The organism is Thermosporothrix hazakensis, assembly GCF_003253565.1.
GTDB classification, from domain to species: domain Bacteria; phylum Chloroflexota; class Ktedonobacteria; order Ktedonobacterales; family Ktedonobacteraceae; genus Thermosporothrix; species Thermosporothrix hazakensis.
The window spans coordinates 92,408-113,507 of record NZ_QKUF01000006.1 but is presented as its reverse complement, the minus strand read 5'-3'; the positions used below and the strand labels follow the sequence as shown (position 1 = coordinate 113,507).

The window sequence follows — 21,100 nt, the reverse complement described above, 5'->3', positions numbered from 1 at the left end:
GATTGGCTCACTGAAATCTTCGCTCGCGTATAAGTGCAATAATGAACGAGCAGACAGATTCCTGATTACGCCTTCTGTCAGACAAGCTCGGGCTGCGGTACAGCCATGATTTGCACTTTTGCTGCAATTTCGTACTTTGTCGAGAAAGAGCGCTCGCGACAGAACACGTTCCGTTTGCGGAATGGTTCGGGAGCCTCCTGCCGCAGACGCGCCTGCACATGTTCCTTGTTCGCACCGAGACCCGTATACCAGGGCTCTGGAAGCGTATACACAGGATGATGTACCCACGCCGGACAGGGCACCTCAAAGCGCTCACAGAGATACTCAACGGTCGCTGCACAAAAGGCCGCCCAGCGCCGCACCTCGGGTGTCATCTCACGAGGCAGCACCAGCGGCTGCTGTACAAGCTGCTCCCGCCGATCCGCTGCATAGACGTGCCAGTAATTCAGAAAATCACCAATTGCCGTCCAGAGGCGCTCCCCATACACTATACGTTGAAATGCATCATTGATAGTTTCCATCTCAGGCCACAGCATTGCTTTCACCTCCTGTCTTCTTTTTCATTATATCATGAGAAGACGGGTAGCCACAGGCAGTACTAAAAAAGATCATCAAGTGTTGCTTGAAGATTACACTCGTACTGCCATGCACTGTCAGCATAACGATCAACCAGCTCTTGAGCCTGCTCACGCGTCTCGATATGCAGCATCTCGCAGAGTGCCTCAATGTCATCAGCATCACGATCACGCCCGGAAAGCAGTTTCAACGCCAGAATATACGCAGCATCGGGAACATAGATCTGCAAGGCCCCATAATCGCGCCAGAGCGTCGTAGGCCCGGGCTCCGGTGCAAACGCAGCAACCACATCATTCACCCAATCCCGCCGCAGACCAAACCGGCGTGCAACCGCATTCGCAGCCGAACGAAAAGCCTTCGTCTCCTTATCCGCGTTCATCGTGTCGGGAAAGCTCACCGGCACAACATCGACATCTTTCGTCACCGAACGATTGCGCACAAAGTACAGCATATACGCACCCCCAACCAGAAGTAACTGAACCGGCTTGCCAATTCGACGCGAACCCAGTTCTTCAGCCAGGGCTTGCAGATACATATCAATATCCTGAGGAGTTATCATAGACGTGTTCACCACTCAAGTTCGCAGTTGTTGATACAGACGATAGAGACCATTCTGTGTTTGAAAGCAGGGAGCAAGCGACAAACGTGGCATCCACGGCCATATACTCGCTTGCCTGTCAGCGGCCTGCAAGGCCAGCAGCAAGGCGAGGCTCACCTGCGGAGGCATCACCACTCTAACATACACCAGAAGAAGGTGCAATAGCGTCATGCTGTTTCTATAGCTCCTTTCGCACAATTTCGCCTTACTCTCAATAATACGATGCTTTTCGCAAAAGGGGACATCATTTTCGAGCTATTTTGCCAAATCGCCCAAAACTCCCCATTTTTCACCCGAAAATCACACCGCACACGCTCAACTTTGCGCGGGACAGCGCCTCCCGACTCCACTGCTCAGCTTGCATCCCAGAAAAAGCGGAAGAAATGGGTGCTTTCTTGCTTGACAGCAATATTAGGATAGGCTAATATCTTACTGAAAAGGTCGGATATGGATGCATCCGCCGACCAGCCAAACAGAGAGCAATACACGAAGGGGTCAATAGATACTCCTCATCGTGCCTGTACTGCCTGTTGAGGGCAGCGATCAAGCGTGAATTGGATTCATCTTTTGCTCACACTCTGGACCCACCACCAGAAAGGATGTTTTTATTACTATGGCTGATATGCTTGCTCCATCGCAGCCTGTGCCCTCCTCGCCGCAGGACACAAGCGACGCCGAGCGCAAAGTACCCTGGTATTTTCAGCTCCTCTATTTCTTTGCCAACCTGAGCGGGCATCTAACCATCATCCCGACCGTTATCTTTCTCCTGCCCATGCAAATCAAGTTGATGGACCCCCATAACGCTGAATTCAGCCTGGGATGGGTAGAGGCCGTAGGCGGCATCGCCTCGGTCATTGCAGCCCCGATTATGGGCGCGATTAGCGACCGCACGACGATCAGCCTGGGCCGTCGCCGCTTCTGGATGCTGCTGAGTGCCGTCTGTGCCGCACTCTCGTTATTCCTGCTGGCGCGCTCATCGACCCTCTGGCTGCTTGCCGTGGGCTGGTTCTTGCTGCAATTCTTTGCGGATACCGTCACGGCCATGCTTCAGGCCGTCATTCCCGACCGCATCCCTCAAAAGCAGCGCGGCCTGCTCTCAGTGTATGTCGGGCTTGCGATCCCGCTTGCCGTGATGGTTGGCAGCATCATCATTGCCGTTTTTCTGAAGAACAATAAGCTCACTGCCTACTACGTCTTCATGGGTGCGATCCTGCTCCTGACGCTGTTTTTCTCCCTGGTCTATAAAGAGCGACCAATCAGCCGGGCGGAAGTGCCGCCGTTCAGGTGGGTCGACTTCCTGAAGAATTTCTGGATCTCGCCGCGCAAACATCCCGATTTCGCGTGGACCTTCCTGACGCGTCTCCTCTTTATGCTTGGCTATTTCGCTATAACAGCATTTTTAAAACTATATATGGAGAACGCGTTACACTATGAAGCGCTCTTCCCCGGGAAAACGGTCGATCAGGGTATACTTACGGTCGAAACGCTCATGACCGTGACGATGGTGATCGGCTCGTTCGTGGGGGGTATTGTCTCCGACAAAATCCAGCGCCGTAAGCCGGTCGTCGCCATTTCTGCGCTTATCGTCATGGTTGCCTGTCTGTTCCCGGCCCTCTCCACGAGCTGGAACGCGCTACTTGCCTGGGCGATAATCCTGGGTCTGGGCTATGGCTCTTTCTTCGCCGTTGATACTGCCCTGGCAACCCAGGTCTTGCCGAAAGCGAGCGACCGGGGAAAAGATATCGGCATTATCGCGATGGCAATGGCCCTGCCGCAGATCTTCTCGCCCATGATCGGCTCATCCGTTCTCTGGCTCTCACAAAAGAACTATTCGTTCCTCTTCCTGACGAGCGCCGTGCTGGTGCTGCTGAGCGCCTTGCTGGTACGCAACATTAAATCGGTACGCTAAGGAACCTCAAATCGGAGCCCGCAAACAGAAAGCGGGCTCTTTCCTCATTTTGTCCTCCCTTGAAAAGAGACCATATGCAGAAATACTCAGCCTTTCACCCCACCACTTCGCGTATATGAAGAACAAGTTGCGCTCTTTTGTCCGGACCCTTTTTCAGCATTTCTCAGAGCAGGTCGCAATTTCTACAAGAAAAAGAGTACCTCTTGCGCCTATTTCTGCAAATCGAACACCAGATATTTTGTAGCGCCGAGTACAAAGAAAAGTAGATACCATTTCATTTCTCTGTCGCCATCAAGCAACAAGAGGTAAGGAGTTCAAGACAGTGGTGCATCCAACACAGCAGTCGCGCAGCCGGGCGTACTGGCACGCAGGCATCACGACTGCGATCGTAACCCTTATTCTGCTCATCCTCATTTTTATCGGCTCACGCGAGTTTCGCGACTTTGATTCGGCGCTGATCGGTTATGCAGTGGGAACGGTCTTCTGCATTGGTGCGTTCATCTACCGCTATACGCTCTGGCTGCATCGCTCGCCGACCTGGCGCTACTTCCGGGGAGGATGGGTTAACTTTCTATCCTGGCGAAACTTCCAGCGCTACACCTTCCTGATCCCAAAGGCGTGGTGGACGGACATTTTTGCCCAGACGTTCATCTTCCAACGCGGCGTCTTGCGCTGGATCATGCATATGGCGATCTTCTGGGGTGTGATTCTCTCGCTGCTGGTTGTGTTGCCGCTTACTTTTGGCTGGCTCCGCTTCACACTGGTTCCGCCGCGCGACTATCGAGTATGGGTCTTCGGCATTCCCTTTTTCACGTTCCCGATAGAGGCAGGAACCGGGTTCGCCATTTATCACGCCCTGGATTTCACGGCCCTGTTGCTGATTATCGGCCTTGCTATCGCCTTCTGGCGCCGCATTACCGATGCCGGTCTGCGAGCCGTTCAGCGCTTCGGCTTTGATCTGTTGCCGCTGATATTACTGTTCGCCATCGCTATTACCGGTCTGGCGCTCACTGCCTCTGAACTCTGGTGGAACGGGCGCTACTACTGGTTCATCTCGCTGACACATCAGGCGATTGTAGTTGCCTGGTTGCTTGTGTTGCCATTCGGCAAATTCTTCCATATCATCGAGCGTCCGGCCAGTATCGGCGTCACGCTCTATCAAACCGTTAACCAGGATGTAGAGCACTACGGAGAGCATATGCCTCACGACCCACAGGCCACCCCGACGAGCTGTCGACGCTGTAATGAAAAACTGCCCTCGGGCCAGTTTGTTTCAGACTTGAAGGGAATTCTTCGCGATGTGGGGCAGGAATACAACCTCGGTGACGACCGCGGCACCTTGCAGGAATATTGCCCCACCTGCAAACGCGTCTTGCGAGGCCAGGCATATTATGCGCTCATGAAGAAGCGTTTCCTGTAACAGGAGCAAAAGGAGAGACGCAATGTCAGTAAATAAAGATTTCTTTAAGGAGCGGGACTTCAATTACGACTTCCAGAGCGTCGGGAGGCCGCCGGTCGAATGGGAGAGCGCAAGCCGCATTCCTGAACAACTGGTCCCCACACATTGCTGCTTTTGCGGCGTGCAGTGTGGTATGAATATTAAGGTGCAGGAGGGGCGTGTGATCGGCGTGGAGGCGCGTGATTTTCCGCATAATCGCGGCTCACTCTGCCCGAAAGGCGTCGTGGCCTATCAACAGGTCGAGCATCCCGACCGCCTGCGCTATCCTATGATGCGACGAGGCAAGGGGCAGCCGCTTCAGCGCGTCAGTTGGGATGAGGCGCTCAGCTATATCGTCCAGCGCTGGCAGGAGCTACAGGACCGGTATGGACGCAACTCGATCGCTCTCTATAGCGGCTCCTCGATGACCAATGAAAAGTGTTACGCAATGGGCAAATTTGCCCGGGCCGTCCTCGGGACACGTCACGTTGACTATAACGGTCGCCTCTGCATGTCCTCTGCCGCCGTCTCCTATGCTCAGGCGCTTGGCATCGACCGCTGCCCCTTCCCCATGACCGACATCCCCTTAACGAAATGCCTGCTTGTCGTTGGCTCCAACATGGGCGAATGCTTTCCGGTGATGATGCAATGGGTTTGGCGGGCACGCGACAACGGCGCGGCCCTGATCGTGCTTGATCCTCGCGAAACGCCACTTGCTCGCACGGCTGATCTCTGGCTCCCGGTGCGTCCCGGCACAGATATCGCAGTTCTGAATGCAATTTTGCGGCAAATCATTCATGATGGGCTTGTCGATGAAGAATATGTACGCAATCGCACACATGGATGGGAAGAGGTAAAAGCGTTAGTTGAAGAGTACACGCCAGAACGCGCACAGGAACTTTCTGGCGTCCCGGCCTCGCGGATTCTGGCTGCGGCACGACTCTACGGGCGAGCTGACCCCTCGATGATCCTGCATGCCCGTGGCATCGAGCATAGCACCCACGGCGTCAATACCTGCCTGGCCTGTATCAATCTGGCATTGGCCCGCGGCCAGCTTGGCAAGCCGGGCGGAGGCAGTGGCATGATTACCGGACAGGGGAACGGCCAGGGCGGGCGCGAGATGGGGCAGAAGGCCAATCAGTTGCCCGGCTACCGACATATCGATGTCCCTGAGCATCGCCAGTATACTGCGAGTGTCTGGGGCATCCCGGTCGATGAACTGCCCTGGGAAGGGGCCGCAGCGCCCGAGATGATCCACCTGATGGCGAAAGGCGAGATCAAAAGCTGCATGGTTGCCTGCTCGAATCTGATGGTCTCGCTGCCCGACAACCGAGTTGTGCAGCAGGCACTCAATAATCTCGAACTGCTGATCGTCGTGGATTTCTTTCTGTCTGAGACGGCTGAGCTGGCTGATGTAGTGCTTCCCTGTTCGGTCTGGGTTGAGGATGAGGGCACGACCACGAACCTTGAGGGACGGGTCATCAAAACGAATAAAGCGGCAGATCCTCCAGGAGAGGCAAAACATGACTGGGTCATTCTGGTAGAGCTTGCGAGGCGTCTCGGGAAAGAGCAGATCTTTTCATACGCTTCGCCACTCGACATCTGGAATGAGCTTCGTTTGGCAACAAAAGGCGGCATTGCTGACTATTCAGGTATTACCTGGGAAAAGATCGACAGGCAAGGAGGCGTCTTCTGGCCCTGTCCGACGGAGGATCACCCGGGCACGCCGCGCCTGCATACCGAGCGCTTCGGGCACCCCGACGGCAAGGCGAGAATGTTCCCGATTCCATTTCAGCCGCCTGTGGAAGAGCCCGGTGAAAACTTCCCGTTCCGCCTGACAACCGGGCGCGTGGTCTATCACTACCTCAGCGGCACCCAGACGCGCCGCATTGGCTTCTTGAACTCGCAGGCCCCCGAACCCTGGGTCGAGATTCATCCACAGGCAGCAAGCAAGCTCGGCATCACACACAACGAAGTGGTTCGCCTGCGTACGCCACGCGGCTCGATGCAGCTCAAGGCCCTGCTTGCGCCCTCCATCCGGCCCGATACGCTCTTTGTCCCCTACCACTATGGGCATGAGCAAGCAATCAACCAACTGACAGTGCAGGCAGTTGAACCAACTGTGAAAATTCCAGAATTTAAGGCGTGCGTCGCCCGGATTGAGAAGCTGGACACGCCCGAGAAGCCGCTTGAAGGCGGCTACAAAGTCAACTATACGGCGAAGGACTCACCGAAAATGTTCCCCTACACGGTGGGTGAAACCAAGCCCGAGGGAGATCAACACGCAAAAGCCTATTAGAAAGGGAAGGGTAGAGAATGGCAGTAAAAACGCTCTTTGTCGATCCATCGCGCTGTATCGGCTGCCGCTCTTGTGAGGCCGCCTGCCGTGAGTGCGACTCGCACAAGGGCGAAAGTATGGTCATGGTCGACTTTATCGATCGTGGCTTTAGCGTCGCCACACAACCGACCGTCTGCATGCACTGTCAGGACCCGTTGGCCCCCTGTGCGCAGGTCTGCCCGGTGATGGCAATCCTGATTACCGATGATGGAGTCGTGCAAATGGCCGAGCCGTCGCGCTGTATTGGCTGTCGCAACTGTGTGTATGCCTGCCCCTTTGGTGTGCCCAAGTTCGACATCAAGCAACGCCTGATGAAAAAATGTAATCTCTGTTACGACCGTACCAGCCAGGGCCTCAAGCCGTGGTGTGCTCAGGTCTGCCCCACACAGGCGCTCTGGTACGGCGATTATGAGGAGTTCGCAAACCAGCGCGTCGGCAACGTCGTCAATGTAACAGACTTTGGCACGCAGGCAGTACGAACGCGAGTGCAATGGGTGCTTCCAGCAGAGACACCAGAGCTGGATATTACAGCACTTTTAGATCAATATGGCTCTGAGATGCAAGCAGAGGCAAAAGAGGAAGAGGAGGCATGGGTTCTATGATAGGCAGGAAGGACGCGTCAAATCATCAATTTCAGCGGAACGGGCGCCTATCGCGCTGGCAGGCCCTTTTCCCCTATCACTGGGATGCAGACGAATACGTATCACGCCGTGAGGTACTTCGGCTTGCAGTTATCGCTTCTGGAACACTTTTCGCCGCAACAGCCGGGATAGTAGGTCTTTCATATCTGAAGCCGCGCGGATTAAAAAGTAAGCTTCAGCCAATCATTCGCGCCTCAGATATCCCTAAAGGCGGCGTGCACTACTTTAACTACCCGGCAGCCGATGAACAGGCTATTCTTCTTCACCTTCCTGATGGTCGTTTCACCGCTTTTAGTGGGAGATGCACACATCTTTCATGTGCAGTCTACTACGATGAGAAAGAGCAGGTATTGCATTGTCCCTGCCATGATGGCTACTTTGATCCGCAATCTGGCGCAGCGATCGGCGGTCCGCCACAGCGCCCGCTTCCGCGCATCAGCATTCGGCAGGACGGTTCCATGCTCTATGCAGTAGAGGTGAATCCAGCATGAATCAAGACCATATGCTTCTTAGCGAGAATACGGCAAATATCAAAAGAACCTTGCCTCCCGGGCAGATGGCGATTGCGTCAAGCGCGTTGGTGCTTGGCTTGTTGCTGATGGCAATTCAGCTCTGGCTGCTCACCATCTCGCTTGAGCAGTACCTTGCGGGCCAGCACGTGCACCTGTGGATTGTGGTCCTCATCTCCGGCCTGATCTTTCTCGGCGGCCTGCTCATTTTCCGGGCACTCGGCAAAAAAGCGTAAGCTCTCATTGTGAAAGCGCCTGCCCAGAGCAAGCGGACGGGCGCTTTCTGCCGGCTAGGAGCAGGAAGTGCGCAACGGCAGCGAGAACCAGAAAGAAGCGCCTTTCCCCTGCTCGCTCTCCACGCCGACCCGCCCCTGATGCCGCTGCACGAGCGACTGACTGATATATAATCCCAGCCCCAGGTTCGCCCCGAGGCGGCTATGCTCTCTGGCATCGGCTGCACGCTGGAAACGGCTCCAGATCTTCTGCTTTGCCTCTTCCGACAGTCCCGGCCCGCGATCATGCACCCACACCCGCGCCTCATGCTCGTCCGCAGTCAGCTCAACCGTTACGGGCATTTGCCGCGGCGAATATTTCAGCGCATTCGTAATATAGTTCCCGATAACCTGAGCAATACGCATACTATCGACGCACACTGGAACTGGCTTCTCAGGCAGGATCAACTCAATATTATGTTCAAAAGCTGTGGCCCGCAAATCATCAACCGTCTCCCGAACAAGCGAGCGGAGATCTGTTTCCGTCATGTGCAACTCAAGCTTATCAACCGCTATCCGCGAGGCATCCAGCAAATCTTCGATCAGGCGATTCTGGACGCGTGTCTGCCTGAGTGCCTGCTCAAGCAAGTGCTCGGTATTCTGTAACAGCTCGGTTGCTTTTGGATCTGTCAGACCAGATTGCACGCCAAAGCGCTTGAGCCGCCGCTGCGCCAGTTGCAACGTCCCACCAATAGCCGTCAGCGGCGTCCGTAGCTCGTGACTGATAATACCAAGAAACACTTCTCTTTGCTTCTCAAGTTCTTTTTGTCGAGTAAGGTCCAGGATAATCGATATATAATGTTTTGTCTTTTCCATGTAGGCAACAGCAGCCAGAACAGGTACCCTATGCCCTTGCTTGTGATAATATTCCTTTTCATATGGCGAGCAAACACCAACAACTTTTGTTTCTACCTGTTTTTCTCTATCAAGCGCGGCATACTCCTGAGGTGTCAGCGTATGAAAGTTTAATTGCCCGGCTTGCAGCTCCTCTCGTGTAGCACCTATAAGTGAAAGAAAAGCATCATTCGCATCAAGAATATCGTTCGCCTCGTTACAGGATGCTACCGCAACCAGATTTGCATCATACAGACGGCGGAATGTCTCTTCCTGCTCCCTGTAGAGCGACTCTATCTGCTTCAACGCGGTAATATTATGATAGTAGAAGGCCAGCCGATCGGAGGACGGGTAGACATGTACTTCCCACCACTGCCGGGCAGGCGCATAGAACATCTCATACTGAATGGGCTGCTGTGTCTCCCTGGCGAGCCGCAAAAAGCGCTCACCTTCATCACCACAGAGCGGCGGCCTGACCTCCCATACAGAATGACCCAGAAAGCTTTCACGGTTGATTCCGGCCATTTTTTCCGTGCTTCGACTGATGTAGCTATATCGCCATTCTTTATCGATATGAATACAGCCATCAGCGACCTGTTCCAGTATGGACGTAATTCGATGGTTTGCTATCTGTAGTGCCTCTTCTATTCGCTTTTGTTCGGTAATGTCAAGCGTTATGCCGATAGCATACCGCGGCATCCCCTGCTGATCAGTCACGACACTGCCACGCGACGCGACCCAACGCGTCCCAAGCTCAGGATCAAGCATCCGATAGACTGCGTTATAGTCGCATCCTGTCTCAATTACCCTTTCAAATATCTTCCGCACAGAAGGTCGGTCATCTGGGTGGACAAACGTAAAAAACTGTTCTTCTGTTAATAACGTATTTGAGGGTAGTTTCAGATAATGGGCAACGCTGCTATTAATAATCCCTCTGGCATACAGTTGACCCTGTTTATTCCGGCTGATCTCCCAGCGCCAGACACCGATATCGATGGCCTTCTGTACCCCCTGATAATACTCCGCACGAAGCTCCTCACGCTGCTTCTGCATGGTCACATCATGATGTGCTTCCAGCGCCAGGTGTCTCTTATTTGATCGAAGCAAGCGAGCATGGCTTTCCACTATAACCGTTCTGCCTTCTTTCGCTTTAAGCATCAATTCTGCCTCCCATACCCCCTCATCCTGAAAAATACGTCTTTCTCTTGGAGCGTTCTCTTTAATAATCTGCTCCTGAAAAAGCTCCCGCAGATCGCGCCCGATAGCCTCCTGAGCGGTCCAACCATAGAGATTTTCTGCCTGCCTGCTCCAAAAAGAGAGACGATACTGTGAATCATACATCAAAACAGCATCCTGAATAATATCGAGGAGCGCTGCTTCAGTATGCACTGCATCTACACCGGTGTCTTCATCTATAGAGTAAGGATGATCTTGCACATCGGAACCAGTAACATTTCTGGAAAGTTCGTGTTGTTCCACCGCGCATACCCTTTCTACACTCAAAAAAATCACGGAATGCTAGTCGATTCTCTCATATACTATAGACATGCGTCAAGGGCAGAAAATCGTGTTATAGTAGAGTTAAAGCCAGATAAACATGAGCCATGCACTGAAGCTTGTTACTCCTCCTCATGCTTTAGCGCTGGTTTGAACCAAAATGTGATAGCCTCGGGATGCACCTCGCCCCATTATGCAGCTCTCTCCATCTAATATCGAATATCGGGCCGAACCCCCATTCAAGTGCAAGTTCTTTTCCAATCTTTTTTTCTAAGCGGTGTACGAAATTCAACCGTAGATTCATCATCAAATCGCTTGAATGGCACGCCCGTTTGCCTGCAAAGAAAAGCGAATTGGCTCTTACAAAATAGTCCATTGCCTCTCGACAAATCTGTATACATCAGATACAGTACCATGAAAGAGTTTAAGTCAGGAGGATTGCAAACCATATGCATACAAGGGACCAGCGCTTCGCCCGACGCACAGAACGCATGCAAGGTTCTGCCATTCGCGAGCTACTCAAAGTGACCGAAATCCCCGGAACTATTTCGCTTGCTGGAGGACTCCCCGCCTCTGATATCTTCCCCGTCCAGCAGGTTGCCGAGGCCACGCAGCGTATTCTGAAGAACAATCCCGCCCAGGCGCTCCAATACGGCACCACCGAAGGCTACACCCCGTTACGTGAACTGATTATAGAGCGAATGCGCCAAAAAGGCATTCATGCGACTGTTGATAACATCTTAATCGTCTCTGGATCGCAACAGGGACTTGATCTGATTGCCAAGATTCTTGTTGATCCGAATGATAGGCTGTTAGTCGAAGAGCCAACCTACATGGGCGCGCTTCAGGCCTTCAATCCTTACGAGCCGCGCTATATCGCCGTTCGCTCCGATGATCAGGGCATCGTTACCGAAGAGCTTGAAGCGGCTCTACAGCAAGGCCCGAAGTGTCTCTACGCCCTACCAAATTTCCAGAATCCGAGTGGCGTGACATACACACTGGAACGGCGTCAGCAGCTTGTTGAGCTTGCCGGCCGCTACAATGTCACTATTCTCGAAGATGACCCCTATTCCGAGCTGCGTTTTGAGGGCGAACATCTGCCTTCTCTGCTTGCGCTCGAACAGCAGCGCGTCCAGCAGCCTCCAGAGCGCCCGTATGCCGGAAATGTCATCCAGTTCAACACCTTTTCCAAGATACTGACCCCGGGCCTGCGTCTGGGCTGGGTTGTCGCGCCAGCCGAAGTCATTCGCATGCTGGTACTTGCCAAGCAGGGAACCGATCTGCACACCTCAACCTTCAATCAGCTTGTAGCCTACGAACTCATGCGCGACGGCTTCCTTGAGTCACACATTCCGCTGATTCGTGAAACCTACAGACAGCGCTGCAATGCCATGCTTGATGCGCTTGAGCGCTACTTCCCTGAGGGTGTTCGCTGGACACGCCCACAAGGTGGTATGTTCCTGTGGGTCACGCTGCCGGAGCACATCGACGCCGCTCAATTGCTGAGTCGAGCACTCGAATACAAGATCGCCTTCGTGCCGGGTGCGGCTTTCCATCCCTGTGGCGGCGGCCAGAATACCATGCGCCTGAGCTTCTCAAGCTCTTCTCCGGAACAGATCGATGAAGGCATCAAGCGCCTGGGGAGCCTGCTCAAAGACACGCTCTAAATCTTGATCTCTCTCGATTCAAAAGCGGTGTTAACGATCAGCCCCGCTAACACCGCCTTCCCTGTACTCATTTTTTGGGATTGTAAACGGACAAGATATCATGTATAATAAGGGCTGAACTGCTGCGGGTGACTGGCGAGTCAGTGGAAAAAACCACGAGGGAGCCCACAGCATATATACAATCCTCAGTCGTTCGCCTGGGCTGGTCACATCGACTTTTGCTTGAAAACCTGATAGGAAAGGGCGAACGCGTTATGACTATCACCACGGCCTCATCTTCTCTGCTCCGCTACCTGCACAGCTTGAATGGAGCCGCTCCACATCCCGGTGCAGCCGCATTCTATGCTTCGCTGGATCAGATCAGCGCGGTCTCTCCCGGTATTGCCCGAGCTATCGTGCAAGAGCTGCATGACCAGCGTAACAACCTGAAACTCATTGCCAGCGAGAATTACAGCTCGCTCGCAACCCAACTTGCCACCGGCAACCTCCTGACCGACAAGTATGCCGAGGGCTTCACGCAGCACCGCTTCTATGGCGGGTGCGACAATGTAGACACGATCGAGAGTGAAGCTGTTCGACTCGCCTGCGAGCTCTTCGGGGCCGAACACGCCTACGTTCAGCCGCATTCCGGTGCAGATGCGAACCTGGTCGCCTTCTTCGCGATCCTGTCGGCGAAAATTCAGAAGCCGCTGCTCAGCGAACTGGGACAGGAAGACCCCGCGAAGCTTTCAGCCGAGGATTGGGCAAAAGTGCGGCACGCAGTTCACAATCAGCGCTTGCTCTCACTCGATTACTATTCCGGCGGCCACCTGACCCACGGCTATCGCCATAATATTTCCAGCCACCTCTTCGAGAGCTACACCTATAGTGTCAATCGCGAGACCGGGCTGATCGATCTGGATCAACTGCGAAAGCAACTGCACGCTGTTCGCCCGTTGATTTTGCTCGCTGGCTACAGCGCCTACCCGCGCAAGCTCAACTTTGCAAAGATGCGCGAACTTGCTGATGAAGTCGGTGCAGTTCTGATGGTTGATATGGCACACTTTGCCGGCCTTGTTGCCGGAAAAGTCTTTACAGGAGACTATAACCCGATTCCACATGCCCATGTCGTAACCACAACAACGCACAAGACGCTTCGCGGGCCACGTGGGGGTATGGTGCTTTGTACCAAAGAGTTCGCGGAGTGGGTCAACAAGGGGTGTCCCTCTGTGCTTGGTGGTCCGCTTCCACATGTCATGGCGGCAAAGGCGATCGCATTTCGCGAGGCTTCACAGCCCGAATTCCAGACCTATGCACAGAAGATTGTTGACAATGCTCAGGCGCTTGCTGAAGCGTTCCACATTGAGGGCTGCACCGTGCTCACAGGCGGCACCGATAACCATTTGCTCCTGCTTGATGTAGCGCGAACCTTCGGGCTGACCGGCAGGCAGGCAGAAACAGCATTACGCGAATGTGGCATCACGCTTAACCGCAACTCGCTTCCCTTCGATCCTAATGGTCCGTGGTATACCAGCGGCCTGCGCGTCGGCACGCCTGCTGTCACGACGCTTGGCATGGGCCCCAACGAGATGACGGAGATTGCCCGCATCTTCAAGCTGGTGCTCTCAAATATCACACCAACAACCGCCGCCAGTGGCAAGCCAAGCCGGGCGAAGTATACGCTTGATCCACGCATTGTGCAGCAGGCACGCCAGCGCGTACAGGCGCTTCTGACCCGCTTCCCTCTCTATCCAGAAATCAATCTCGATCTGGTAGAGCTTCCCGAGCCGGACAAGGGCGAGTAGCAGACAAACTCGACTCTCGCGAATGTTCCTCCTGGTGTTTTCAAGCAGCAGCACTCAATGACGAGTAGCTGCTGCATTTCGCAGGAAAAGATGCTCTCAATCCCTTCAAAAAAAGGAAAGCCGCCCCATAACATGCAGGAACGGCTTTTCTCCATTCAGAGCGCATTATACAGTCTAAAAACCATGTAAGCGGAAGAGAGCGTAAAACAGCTTGTAGGGAGGATTAAAACAGTACGTCTGCTTTTGCATAAAAATTCCGTTCGAGCAAACAAACAAGCCTGTTTCACGTCATACTCCTCAAACTTTATCGTACTACAGAGATCGAGAAACCATCCAGGCCGTTCACTGCGTCATCCCAGGGAAGTGCTACACTGACGAGGCGCGGATGTTCAAGAATTTTGTGAATGTATGCAGCAGCTCCAGCAGCGCTCTCATCGGGTGGTGGAGTCTGAAACGGTCGACCGCTGCGCACGATGTTATCAGCAATAATCAGCGAGCCCGGGCGGCTCAGACGAAGTGCCCATTCCAGATAATGGCTATTATTTACCTTATCGGCATCAATAAAAATAAGGTCAAAAGGCGCCTCATCGGTAAGCGCAGGGAGCAGGTCGAGCGCGGGACCAACTCGCACTTCAGTTCGCTTATCAAGCCCCGCCGCGTGGAACGACTTACGGGCAAGCGCCGCATACTCGGGATTGACTTCCAGCGTGATCAGTTTGCCGTCTTCCGGCAATGCACGCGCCAGCCAGACGCCTGAATAGCCCGCCAGCGAGCCAATTTCCAGGATCTTGCGAGCGCCACAGGTCAGCGCCAGTACATGCAAAAGTTTTCCCTGAAGAGGTGAAACCTGATTTCCAGGCAGTCCAGCCGCCTCCGTGCTGGCAACAGACGCCCGTAGCGCCTCATCTTCTGGGGCAAAGCGAATCGCCAGTTCATGATTGATTCGAGCACGCGCTTCAGACTCAGATGGATACATTGCTTCTTCCTTTCACAAAAATATGGAGCACTATACAGTCTCCTCCCTGAGAATAGGGACACATATCTTCTTCTGTCCCACAGCATACGTAATTCTCTCTAACACCGAAAGAAGCATGTTTCACCATCAAAATGGAGTCCGCCTCATCATCAGGCCCTCTCTTTTTAGAGCATACCATGCCTTTGCGCTCTGAAGCAAACATAGCAGGGATTTTCAGCAATCGATGGGGCAGAGTATATCTGAAAAAGAGCAAGAGAAAAGGGACCGTGCCCGATTCAGAGTCGAGCGAAACGGCCCCTTTTTCGGCACACCCATTATACCAATGATGCATGTGCCGCGGTATCTACATAGATAGTCGCGTTCTCATGCAGTTGAAGAAAGGTTGCGGGAATATCGGAGCTTGCCGCTGAATGCAACACCTTCTGCATAATCGTCGCTTTCTTGCTCCCGGTGGCGATCAACACAATTCGACGGGCCTCAAGGATCGTGGCAACACCCATCGAAATCGCCTCGCGGGGCACTAAATCTTCACCACCAAAATCACCCGCAGCGTTGCGCCGCGTAGTGGCATCCAGCCTCACCAGGCGTGTGCGGCTGTCTCGTGCAGATCCCGGCTCGTTAAAACCGATATGCCCGTTCTCACCGATACCCAGGAGCTGGAAATCCAGACCGCCCGCCTGCTGAATCTTCTGCTCGTATGCAGCACAAAAATCAGCAATTGCATCTCTCGACAAAAAGCCATCGGGAATATGGATTTGAGAGGCAGGAACGTTGACATGATCAAAAAGATGATGGTGCATAAAATAGTGATAACTTTGCGAAGAATCAGGCTGCATCGGATAATATTCATCCAGATTGAACGTAATCACACGTGAAAAATCAAGGCCCTCTTCTCGATGCAAGCGCACCAGCTCGCGATAGAGCAGGATCGGCGTATTCCCGGTTGCCAATCCAAGCACGGTCGAACGGCCCTCAGCGTTCCGCTCGCGAATCAGGGCTGCAATTTCTGCCGCAACTGTCTGCGCAATCTCCTGAGCATTTTCTGCAACAACAAAAGGTATATGTGTCATAATTACGTATATCCTCTCCATTTTCAGTCGATGAGAGCTCTCACCTTTGCCACCGGTTCCTGATCCGGCCTATTGGTATAGACCACTGTATATCTAGTCCAATACAGAAACGTTTCACAGAAGCGGACAGTAACGGGCTTGCTGCACAAAAAGCCGAAGAAACCGTTCGACTTCAGACCAGACAAACAGGAGGAAAAGCGGCTCCAGAGGCTCCGGGAGAAAAGAGTATCCTATCCTCAGACACATTGTATCATCTTTTCCGCAGAACACAAAAGCGCTCCCGCCGGATTTGAAGCCACCGGACAGGGAACGCTTTCTCATAAGCGGAGTGCGCGCTAGAGGCTGGCGAGCACTTCTAACAGAGCCCGTGTTTCTTTTTCTGCATCGTGTATCGGCCTGACGGTTGCCATAATCTCGTCAGCCCCGGCCTCGCGCTTTGCATACATACGCCGCCTGATCTCGTCTTCATCACCATACACAAACACCGAGTCAATCAGCTCCTCGGGCAGCTTGCCATCAGACGGGAGGGGATAACCCGCCTCCTCAAAAAGCTTCCGATAGGTCGGGAAGCGCGAATAGACGGCGAAGGACTCCTGAGCCAGCCTGCGCACGACACCGAAATCTTTTGTCAGCAGCAAGGGAGCGCTTACCATGAGCGGTGGACGCGCTCGTCCCGCTTGCCGGGCTCCTTCTTCCAGCATGGGCAACGCCACCGACCGGATATAGGAAGGAGGCGACCAGATTAACATTGCCCCATCCGAGAGCTCGCCCGCCAGCCGCAGCATGTTCTTGCGCAACGCCGCCAGCCAGATCGGGAAACGAGGGAGCGGCGTTCCCTGCGGGTAGCGAGCATGTACGCGGTAATAGTCTCCTTCAAAATCAATAGCGCCCTCCCAGAGCAGCCCGCGCAGCACCGTGATGTACTCGCGCAGGTGTCCAAGTGGTTTCGCGAAATCCAGTCCGTACGTCCCCTCGATTTCCGGACGATGGCTCGCGCCCAGTCCCAGGCGGATCCGTTGCGGGGCAATCTCCGCCAGCACCAGCGCCTCATTCGCGAGCGTCAACGGGTGACGCGGGTACGTAATCGTGATCGAGGTTCCCAGGCCGATTCTGCTGGTTTGCGCTGCCGCCGCTGTCACAATCGCAAGTCCATCAGGACCAACCGGCCAGGACGGCACCCAGGCCATCGGAATACCTGCTTGCTCGGCTAGCTTGATCGTACTCAGGACACGTTGTGCAGGCGGGGGAAAGAGGACGAGACCAATCGGAAATGTAGTCATCCCTGCATAGTTTCCTTTCTTCTGAAATAATCGCTCGAAGATCTTGCTCACAAAGCGAGAAATCACGTGGGCTTCTGCCCCCAGAGCCGCTGGAAGTAGGCAGCACCACAGAAATCTGGCGCCTCCATGTCACCGATAGCACGGGCATAGAGCGTTTCAATTTCATCACGGGAACAGAGGACATTTTGCACAATAAAAGGTTGCAGTAGTTTCAGGAACGTTTTCATGTTTTCGTAGAAAGGCTTGTAAGCGGGCATGCCAGCGGAATAGTTCAGCACAAAGACCTCTTGCCTGATCTGCTCAAAGCCCGCTTGCTGGAACAGGCGCGGGAGCACAGCAGAAATACCATAGTGTTCGCCATAACTCGTAAAGCAGCATCCGGCTTTGCGCATTGCCTCGGTCAGCCTACAACTGTATCGGGCAAGAGAATCACTATTTGTTGAACCCATACTTTCGGGCTCTATATTTATCATGTAACCACCTGGTCGTAGCAGACGCATGCACTCCCCTAATAACCAGGGCCAGTCCTTCGTTACCAGAAAACTGAGAAGAAGGCTGGCATGGATAGCATCAAATGAAGAATCACAAAATTCGAGTTGCTGCCGCACGTCCATTACTCGAAAATGAGTATTGTGCAGTTGCATCGTTTCCGCTATATGCGTCGCGTAGTCGATCATCAATTGACTGATATCAATCCCTGTTACCTGGCAGGAAGGATGCCCCTGTGCTATACGACAAACCCACTCCCCCGGACCACATGCAAGATCGAGGATATGCCAGTTCTCCACCGCCTGAAGCGCCTCGGGAAGCGTATCAAACGCGGTACTGAGCAACCGGGCTTGCTTCATCAATCGAGCAATCTCCGCGGCATTCTCGACGTCAATAAAGTAGAAAGAATGGGCGTTGTCAGGTTGATCCAGCACTGCACCCTCTCCTCGTTTTGTTCTCTTTACTCTATTTTTATCATACTGTCATTTCTTCCCGATGACAATACGCTCATCACTTCTCTACTCTTATTTTACTCGAAAAGTCTATCTCTTCAATGCGCTAACTCTTCTGCATTATTACTTGAGCGAACTTCCCTGTAAAATCGAGGCCAGAATCAGCGCGATGTTCCACGCATCATCCGCACCACTATGATGCGTCCCTTCAAGCGGCACCTCCAGGATTTGGAGCGCCCGTGCCATTCCGACCTCTTTCTTCAGACCATGCTGCACTGCAAACAGAATCTTCGCGTTGATATGTTTCGGGCTGAACGGGTAAGCAATCTGGCGCTGTTGACACTGACGCTCAAAACGCAGCCGATCGGCGTCACCATAGCTGGCCCACACGCGTTGTGAAGAGGCATATTCATCCCGAAGCAAAGAACATGCCTCTTCAAATGAAATACCGGTATCTACTAATTTCTGTGTTAGTCCGGTTAGCCGGGAACAAAACGGACTGACAGTCGAGCGTTCGGGCCGCACCAGAATCCTTCGTTTCCCATGTCGCTCACGAGTCGCCACGTCTAGCAGGCACAGTCCAATCTCGATAATCTCCGATTCCTGGCCCTCCGGTGTCGGTCCATCCCAGCACGTCGCCTCAACATCTATCACAAGTATTTGATCCAGTAAGCGCATTTGTCCCTCCTTATAGCGTCCTTACGCAATTCTACAACAGAATGGGTGGTTACATGCAAGGCATATACATGCAGTAGAGTGCTACTGTAATCGCATCGAATTCTATTTCAAGATAAACGAGAAAAGGGTAGATCTCCGACAGAAGATATGATCGAAAAGCGATCGTAGCCGCTGGTTTTAATGGCCTCCACAGCTTTGTCTCGCAAAATATTTCTATATCGTTTTTAAGTATAGTTACTGAATCTCCTCTTTCTACCGAGTTTTCTTGTGTATACTATAAGAGAGACAGCAGACAGTTCCCACTCACAAAGAAGTGAGCTCTCAAAAAGCAAGACGCTTTACACCTATAAAGCGGCAAAGAAGCAGTTTACCCGAGGAAGCCCCATCTAAAGGGGGAAATGCTTTTTGCCTATTACTTGCACTGGCATCGTATTCATTACGGAAGCGGCTGCTGTTTTCCGCTTCCAGAGGCTGAAAGAGGAGCCACCGCCAGCACATGTCTGGAATTGCAAAGCTCTTTTTCAGAAAGGGAGAATACTATGACATTGAGAGCACCCTGTGCTCTTGGAATTGAGCAAGAATTTCAACTGGTAGATCAACAAACCGGCGATTTATGCTCATGCAATCAAGCTATTGTCGCAAAAGGACAACAACTATTAGGCGAACACCTCAAACTGGAGGCGAAACAGGCATGTATTGAGCTCACAACCGGCGTCTGTCCCACGATCGAAGACGCTCGTCACGAGATCATGACATTACAAACAAAGCTCAGCCATCTTATCGCCAGTGAGGGGCTCGCCCTGATCCGTGCTGGAACCCATCCCGGTGCCCTCTGGCAGCAACAAAAAACAACAGTGGGTGAGCGCTACCAGCGGCTTGAAGAAGAATTTCAAGATGTTGATCGGGCGCTGGTTATCTTTGGTTTACACATTCATGCAGGTATTGAAAGCCGCGAGCTTGCCGTTGATCTGATGAACCAGCTCCGGGCCTGGCTCCCACACTTCCTTGCTCTCTCCAGCAACTCCCCTTTCTGGGAGGGACGCTATACCGGCCTGAAATCCTATCGTTCCATCATCTGGAATATGCTTCCACGTACCGGAACCCCCGACGTGCTCTCATCCTGGACGCAGTTTCAACAGACAGTCGATGAGCTTATACAGTTCGGTTGTATCGAAAATGGAAAAGAGCTGTGCTGGGACATCCGCCCACATCCCTTCTTCCCAACGCTGGAACTGCGCGTCTGTGATATGCCCACCACTACCGAGGAGACGCTAGCGCTGGCAGCACTCTTTCAGGCCCTGGTCATGAAACTGACCTGGTTGCAGGCCCATAACCGCCCCTATCCGATTCTGCCACGCCATTTCATCGAAGAAAATAAATGGAAAGCCGTTCGTTACGGACTTGATGCATCTATTGTTGATTTTCTCACAGGGCGTCGCTTAACTATGCGCGATGCGCTTCATGAACTCCTCGATTTCGTTCAAGATGTTGTAGAAGATCTGGGCTGTCAGCCAGAATTTGACTTTCTGCGTCACCTGCTACAGGATCCGGCAGGCTCAGGAGCAGACCGCCAGATTGCTATCTACGAACGCACAGGCGACGTGCAACAGGTTATACAGTTTTTATTGAAACAGTCTCTTCTTTCATTTAGTGCTGGCGTAGCTTCCCAATAAACATGTGTCAGGAAAGGCTCTTTCTTCTTCCCTGTTCAGCGAGCCTTTCCTGTTCACCTTCTCTTGAAGATCATCGATCAAAGATGAAGAGGAGCAAGCTGCTTCAATAAAAAAGAGAGCGAAGAACACACACTGGTGCTCCTCGCCCCTCAACGCTTATCGCCACAGGCAATAAAATAACCGCAACAACGCTAAAGCAGTACTGTATGGAAGTGTCTCTTCAATAGGCAGGAATGTTCAATACCTCTTCTTCGTTGCGTTTTCATTGTATCAGAGCGGAACAAGAAGATCTCGTAGCAATCGGCCAGTTTCTACCTGTCCCTTTGGACAGGGAAGAAACCGTTCTTCAGGACAGCGCTCTTCCGGCGCAAAAAATGGTACCTTGAAAACAGAACTTCCCGTACCGATCGCCCCGCATA

At 53.0% G+C, this 21,100-nt stretch carries 18 protein-coding genes and 1 riboswitch; of the genes, 9 read left to right on the top strand and 9 right to left on the bottom strand.

Going from position 1 to position 21,100, the window contains the following annotated elements:
* Window positions 1–77: 77 nt before the first annotated feature.
* The 3 genes from EI42_RS11215 to EI42_RS11205 form a co-directional block, all read right to left on the bottom strand.
* On the bottom strand, window positions 78–521 hold the full coding sequence (locus tag EI42_RS11215) for a hypothetical protein (RefSeq protein WP_211326122.1): 444 nt from the start codon (window positions 519–521) through the stop codon (window positions 78–80).
* A gap of 77 nt (window positions 522–598) precedes the next feature.
* Window positions 599–1,135 (bottom strand): hypothetical protein, encoded by a 537-nt coding sequence (locus EI42_RS11210; protein ID WP_246046527.1) that lies wholly within the window; start codon window positions 1,133–1,135, stop codon window positions 599–601.
* A 15-nt stretch (window positions 1,136–1,150) separates the two neighbouring features.
* Window positions 1,151–1,345, bottom strand: coding sequence for a hypothetical protein (locus tag EI42_RS11205; RefSeq protein WP_111321887.1), 195 nt, complete (start codon window positions 1,343–1,345; stop codon window positions 1,151–1,153).
* A 442-nt stretch (window positions 1,346–1,787) separates the two neighbouring features.
* On the opposite strand from EI42_RS11205, the gene EI42_RS11200 reads away from it, so the two are divergent.
* From EI42_RS11200 to EI42_RS11175, 6 genes are all read left to right on the top strand, one after another.
* On the top strand, window positions 1,788–3,083 hold the full coding sequence (locus tag EI42_RS11200) for an MFS transporter (protein ID WP_111321885.1): 1,296 nt from the start codon (window positions 1,788–1,790) through the stop codon (window positions 3,081–3,083).
* A gap of 322 nt (window positions 3,084–3,405) precedes the next feature.
* Entirely contained in the window at window positions 3,406–4,503 is a 1,098-nt protein-coding gene (locus EI42_RS11195; RefSeq protein WP_111321883.1) for an MFS transporter, read from the top strand.
* 22 nt (window positions 4,504–4,525) lie between these two features.
* A complete protein-coding gene (locus EI42_RS11190; RefSeq protein WP_111321881.1) occupies window positions 4,526–6,820 on the top strand; it encodes a molybdopterin oxidoreductase family protein in 2,295 nt (764 codons plus the stop codon).
* A 17-nt stretch (window positions 6,821–6,837) separates the two neighbouring features.
* Window positions 6,838–7,461: a 4Fe-4S dicluster domain-containing protein gene (locus tag EI42_RS11185; RefSeq protein WP_111321879.1), complete on the top strand. Its 624-nt coding sequence runs from the start codon at window positions 6,838–6,840 to the stop codon at window positions 7,459–7,461.
* Window positions 7,458–7,991, top strand: coding sequence for a QcrA and Rieske domain-containing protein (locus EI42_RS11180; RefSeq protein ID WP_170142546.1), 534 nt, complete (start codon window positions 7,458–7,460; stop codon window positions 7,989–7,991). Before EI42_RS11185 ends, EI42_RS11180 begins: the two co-directional genes overlap by 4 nt.
* Window positions 7,988–8,245 carry a DUF6755 family protein gene (locus EI42_RS11175; protein WP_111321875.1) on the top strand — a complete coding sequence of 86 codons (258 nt, stop codon included), beginning with the start codon at window positions 7,988–7,990 and terminating at the stop codon, window positions 8,243–8,245. Before EI42_RS11180 ends, EI42_RS11175 begins: the two co-directional genes overlap by 4 nt.
* A 54-nt stretch (window positions 8,246–8,299) precedes the next feature.
* Here the strand turns inward: EI42_RS11175 and EI42_RS11170 are convergent, their stop codons facing one another.
* Entirely contained in the window at window positions 8,300–10,594 is a 2,295-nt protein-coding gene (locus EI42_RS11170; protein WP_111321873.1) for a PAS domain-containing sensor histidine kinase, read from the bottom strand.
* Window positions 10,595–11,061: 467 nt separating this feature from the next.
* Between EI42_RS11170 and EI42_RS11165 the strand changes: the two genes are divergently transcribed.
* Both EI42_RS11165 and EI42_RS11160 read left to right on the top strand, forming a co-directional pair.
* Complete coding sequence (locus EI42_RS11165; RefSeq protein ID WP_111321871.1) at window positions 11,062–12,279, top strand: aminotransferase-like domain-containing protein; 1,218 nt, start codon at window positions 11,062–11,064, stop codon at window positions 12,277–12,279.
* A gap of 118 nt (window positions 12,280–12,397) precedes the next feature.
* A riboswitch (ZMP/ZTP riboswitch) is annotated at window positions 12,398–12,489 on the top strand.
* 44 nt (window positions 12,490–12,533) lie between these two features.
* The gene (locus EI42_RS11160; protein WP_111321869.1) at window positions 12,534–14,063 is read left to right on the top strand and encodes a glycine hydroxymethyltransferase; all 1,530 of its coding nucleotides are present in this window, start codon (window positions 12,534–12,536) and stop codon (window positions 14,061–14,063) included.
* A 304-nt stretch (window positions 14,064–14,367) separates the two neighbouring features.
* Here EI42_RS11160 and EI42_RS11155 read toward each other — a convergent pair whose 3' ends face one another.
* The 5 genes from EI42_RS11155 to EI42_RS11135 form a co-directional block, all read right to left on the bottom strand.
* The gene (locus EI42_RS11155; RefSeq protein ID WP_111321867.1) at window positions 14,368–15,039 is read right to left on the bottom strand and encodes an O-methyltransferase; all 672 of its coding nucleotides are present in this window, start codon (window positions 15,037–15,039) and stop codon (window positions 14,368–14,370) included.
* A 314-nt stretch (window positions 15,040–15,353) separates the two neighbouring features.
* Window positions 15,354–16,109 (bottom strand): glucosamine-6-phosphate deaminase, encoded by a 756-nt coding sequence (gene nagB / locus EI42_RS11150; RefSeq protein WP_111321864.1) that lies wholly within the window; start codon window positions 16,107–16,109, stop codon window positions 15,354–15,356.
* A gap of 335 nt (window positions 16,110–16,444) precedes the next feature.
* Entirely contained in the window at window positions 16,445–17,389 is a 945-nt protein-coding gene (locus EI42_RS11145; protein ID WP_111322159.1) for an LLM class flavin-dependent oxidoreductase, read from the bottom strand.
* A gap of 62 nt (window positions 17,390–17,451) precedes the next feature.
* Window positions 17,452–18,312, bottom strand: a complete 861-nt coding sequence (locus EI42_RS11140) for a class I SAM-dependent methyltransferase (protein WP_111321862.1) — start codon at window positions 18,310–18,312, stop codon at window positions 17,452–17,454.
* A gap of 141 nt (window positions 18,313–18,453) precedes the next feature.
* On the bottom strand, window positions 18,454–19,008 hold the full coding sequence (locus tag EI42_RS11135) for a 3'-5' exonuclease (RefSeq protein ID WP_111321860.1): 555 nt from the start codon (window positions 19,006–19,008) through the stop codon (window positions 18,454–18,456).
* Between the two features lie 539 nt (window positions 19,009–19,547).
* Here EI42_RS11135 and EI42_RS11130 point away from each other — a divergent pair.
* Window positions 19,548–20,681, top strand: a complete 1,134-nt coding sequence (locus EI42_RS11130; protein ID WP_111322157.1) for a carboxylate-amine ligase — start codon at window positions 19,548–19,550, stop codon at window positions 20,679–20,681.
* Window positions 20,682–21,100 lie beyond the last annotated feature (419 nt).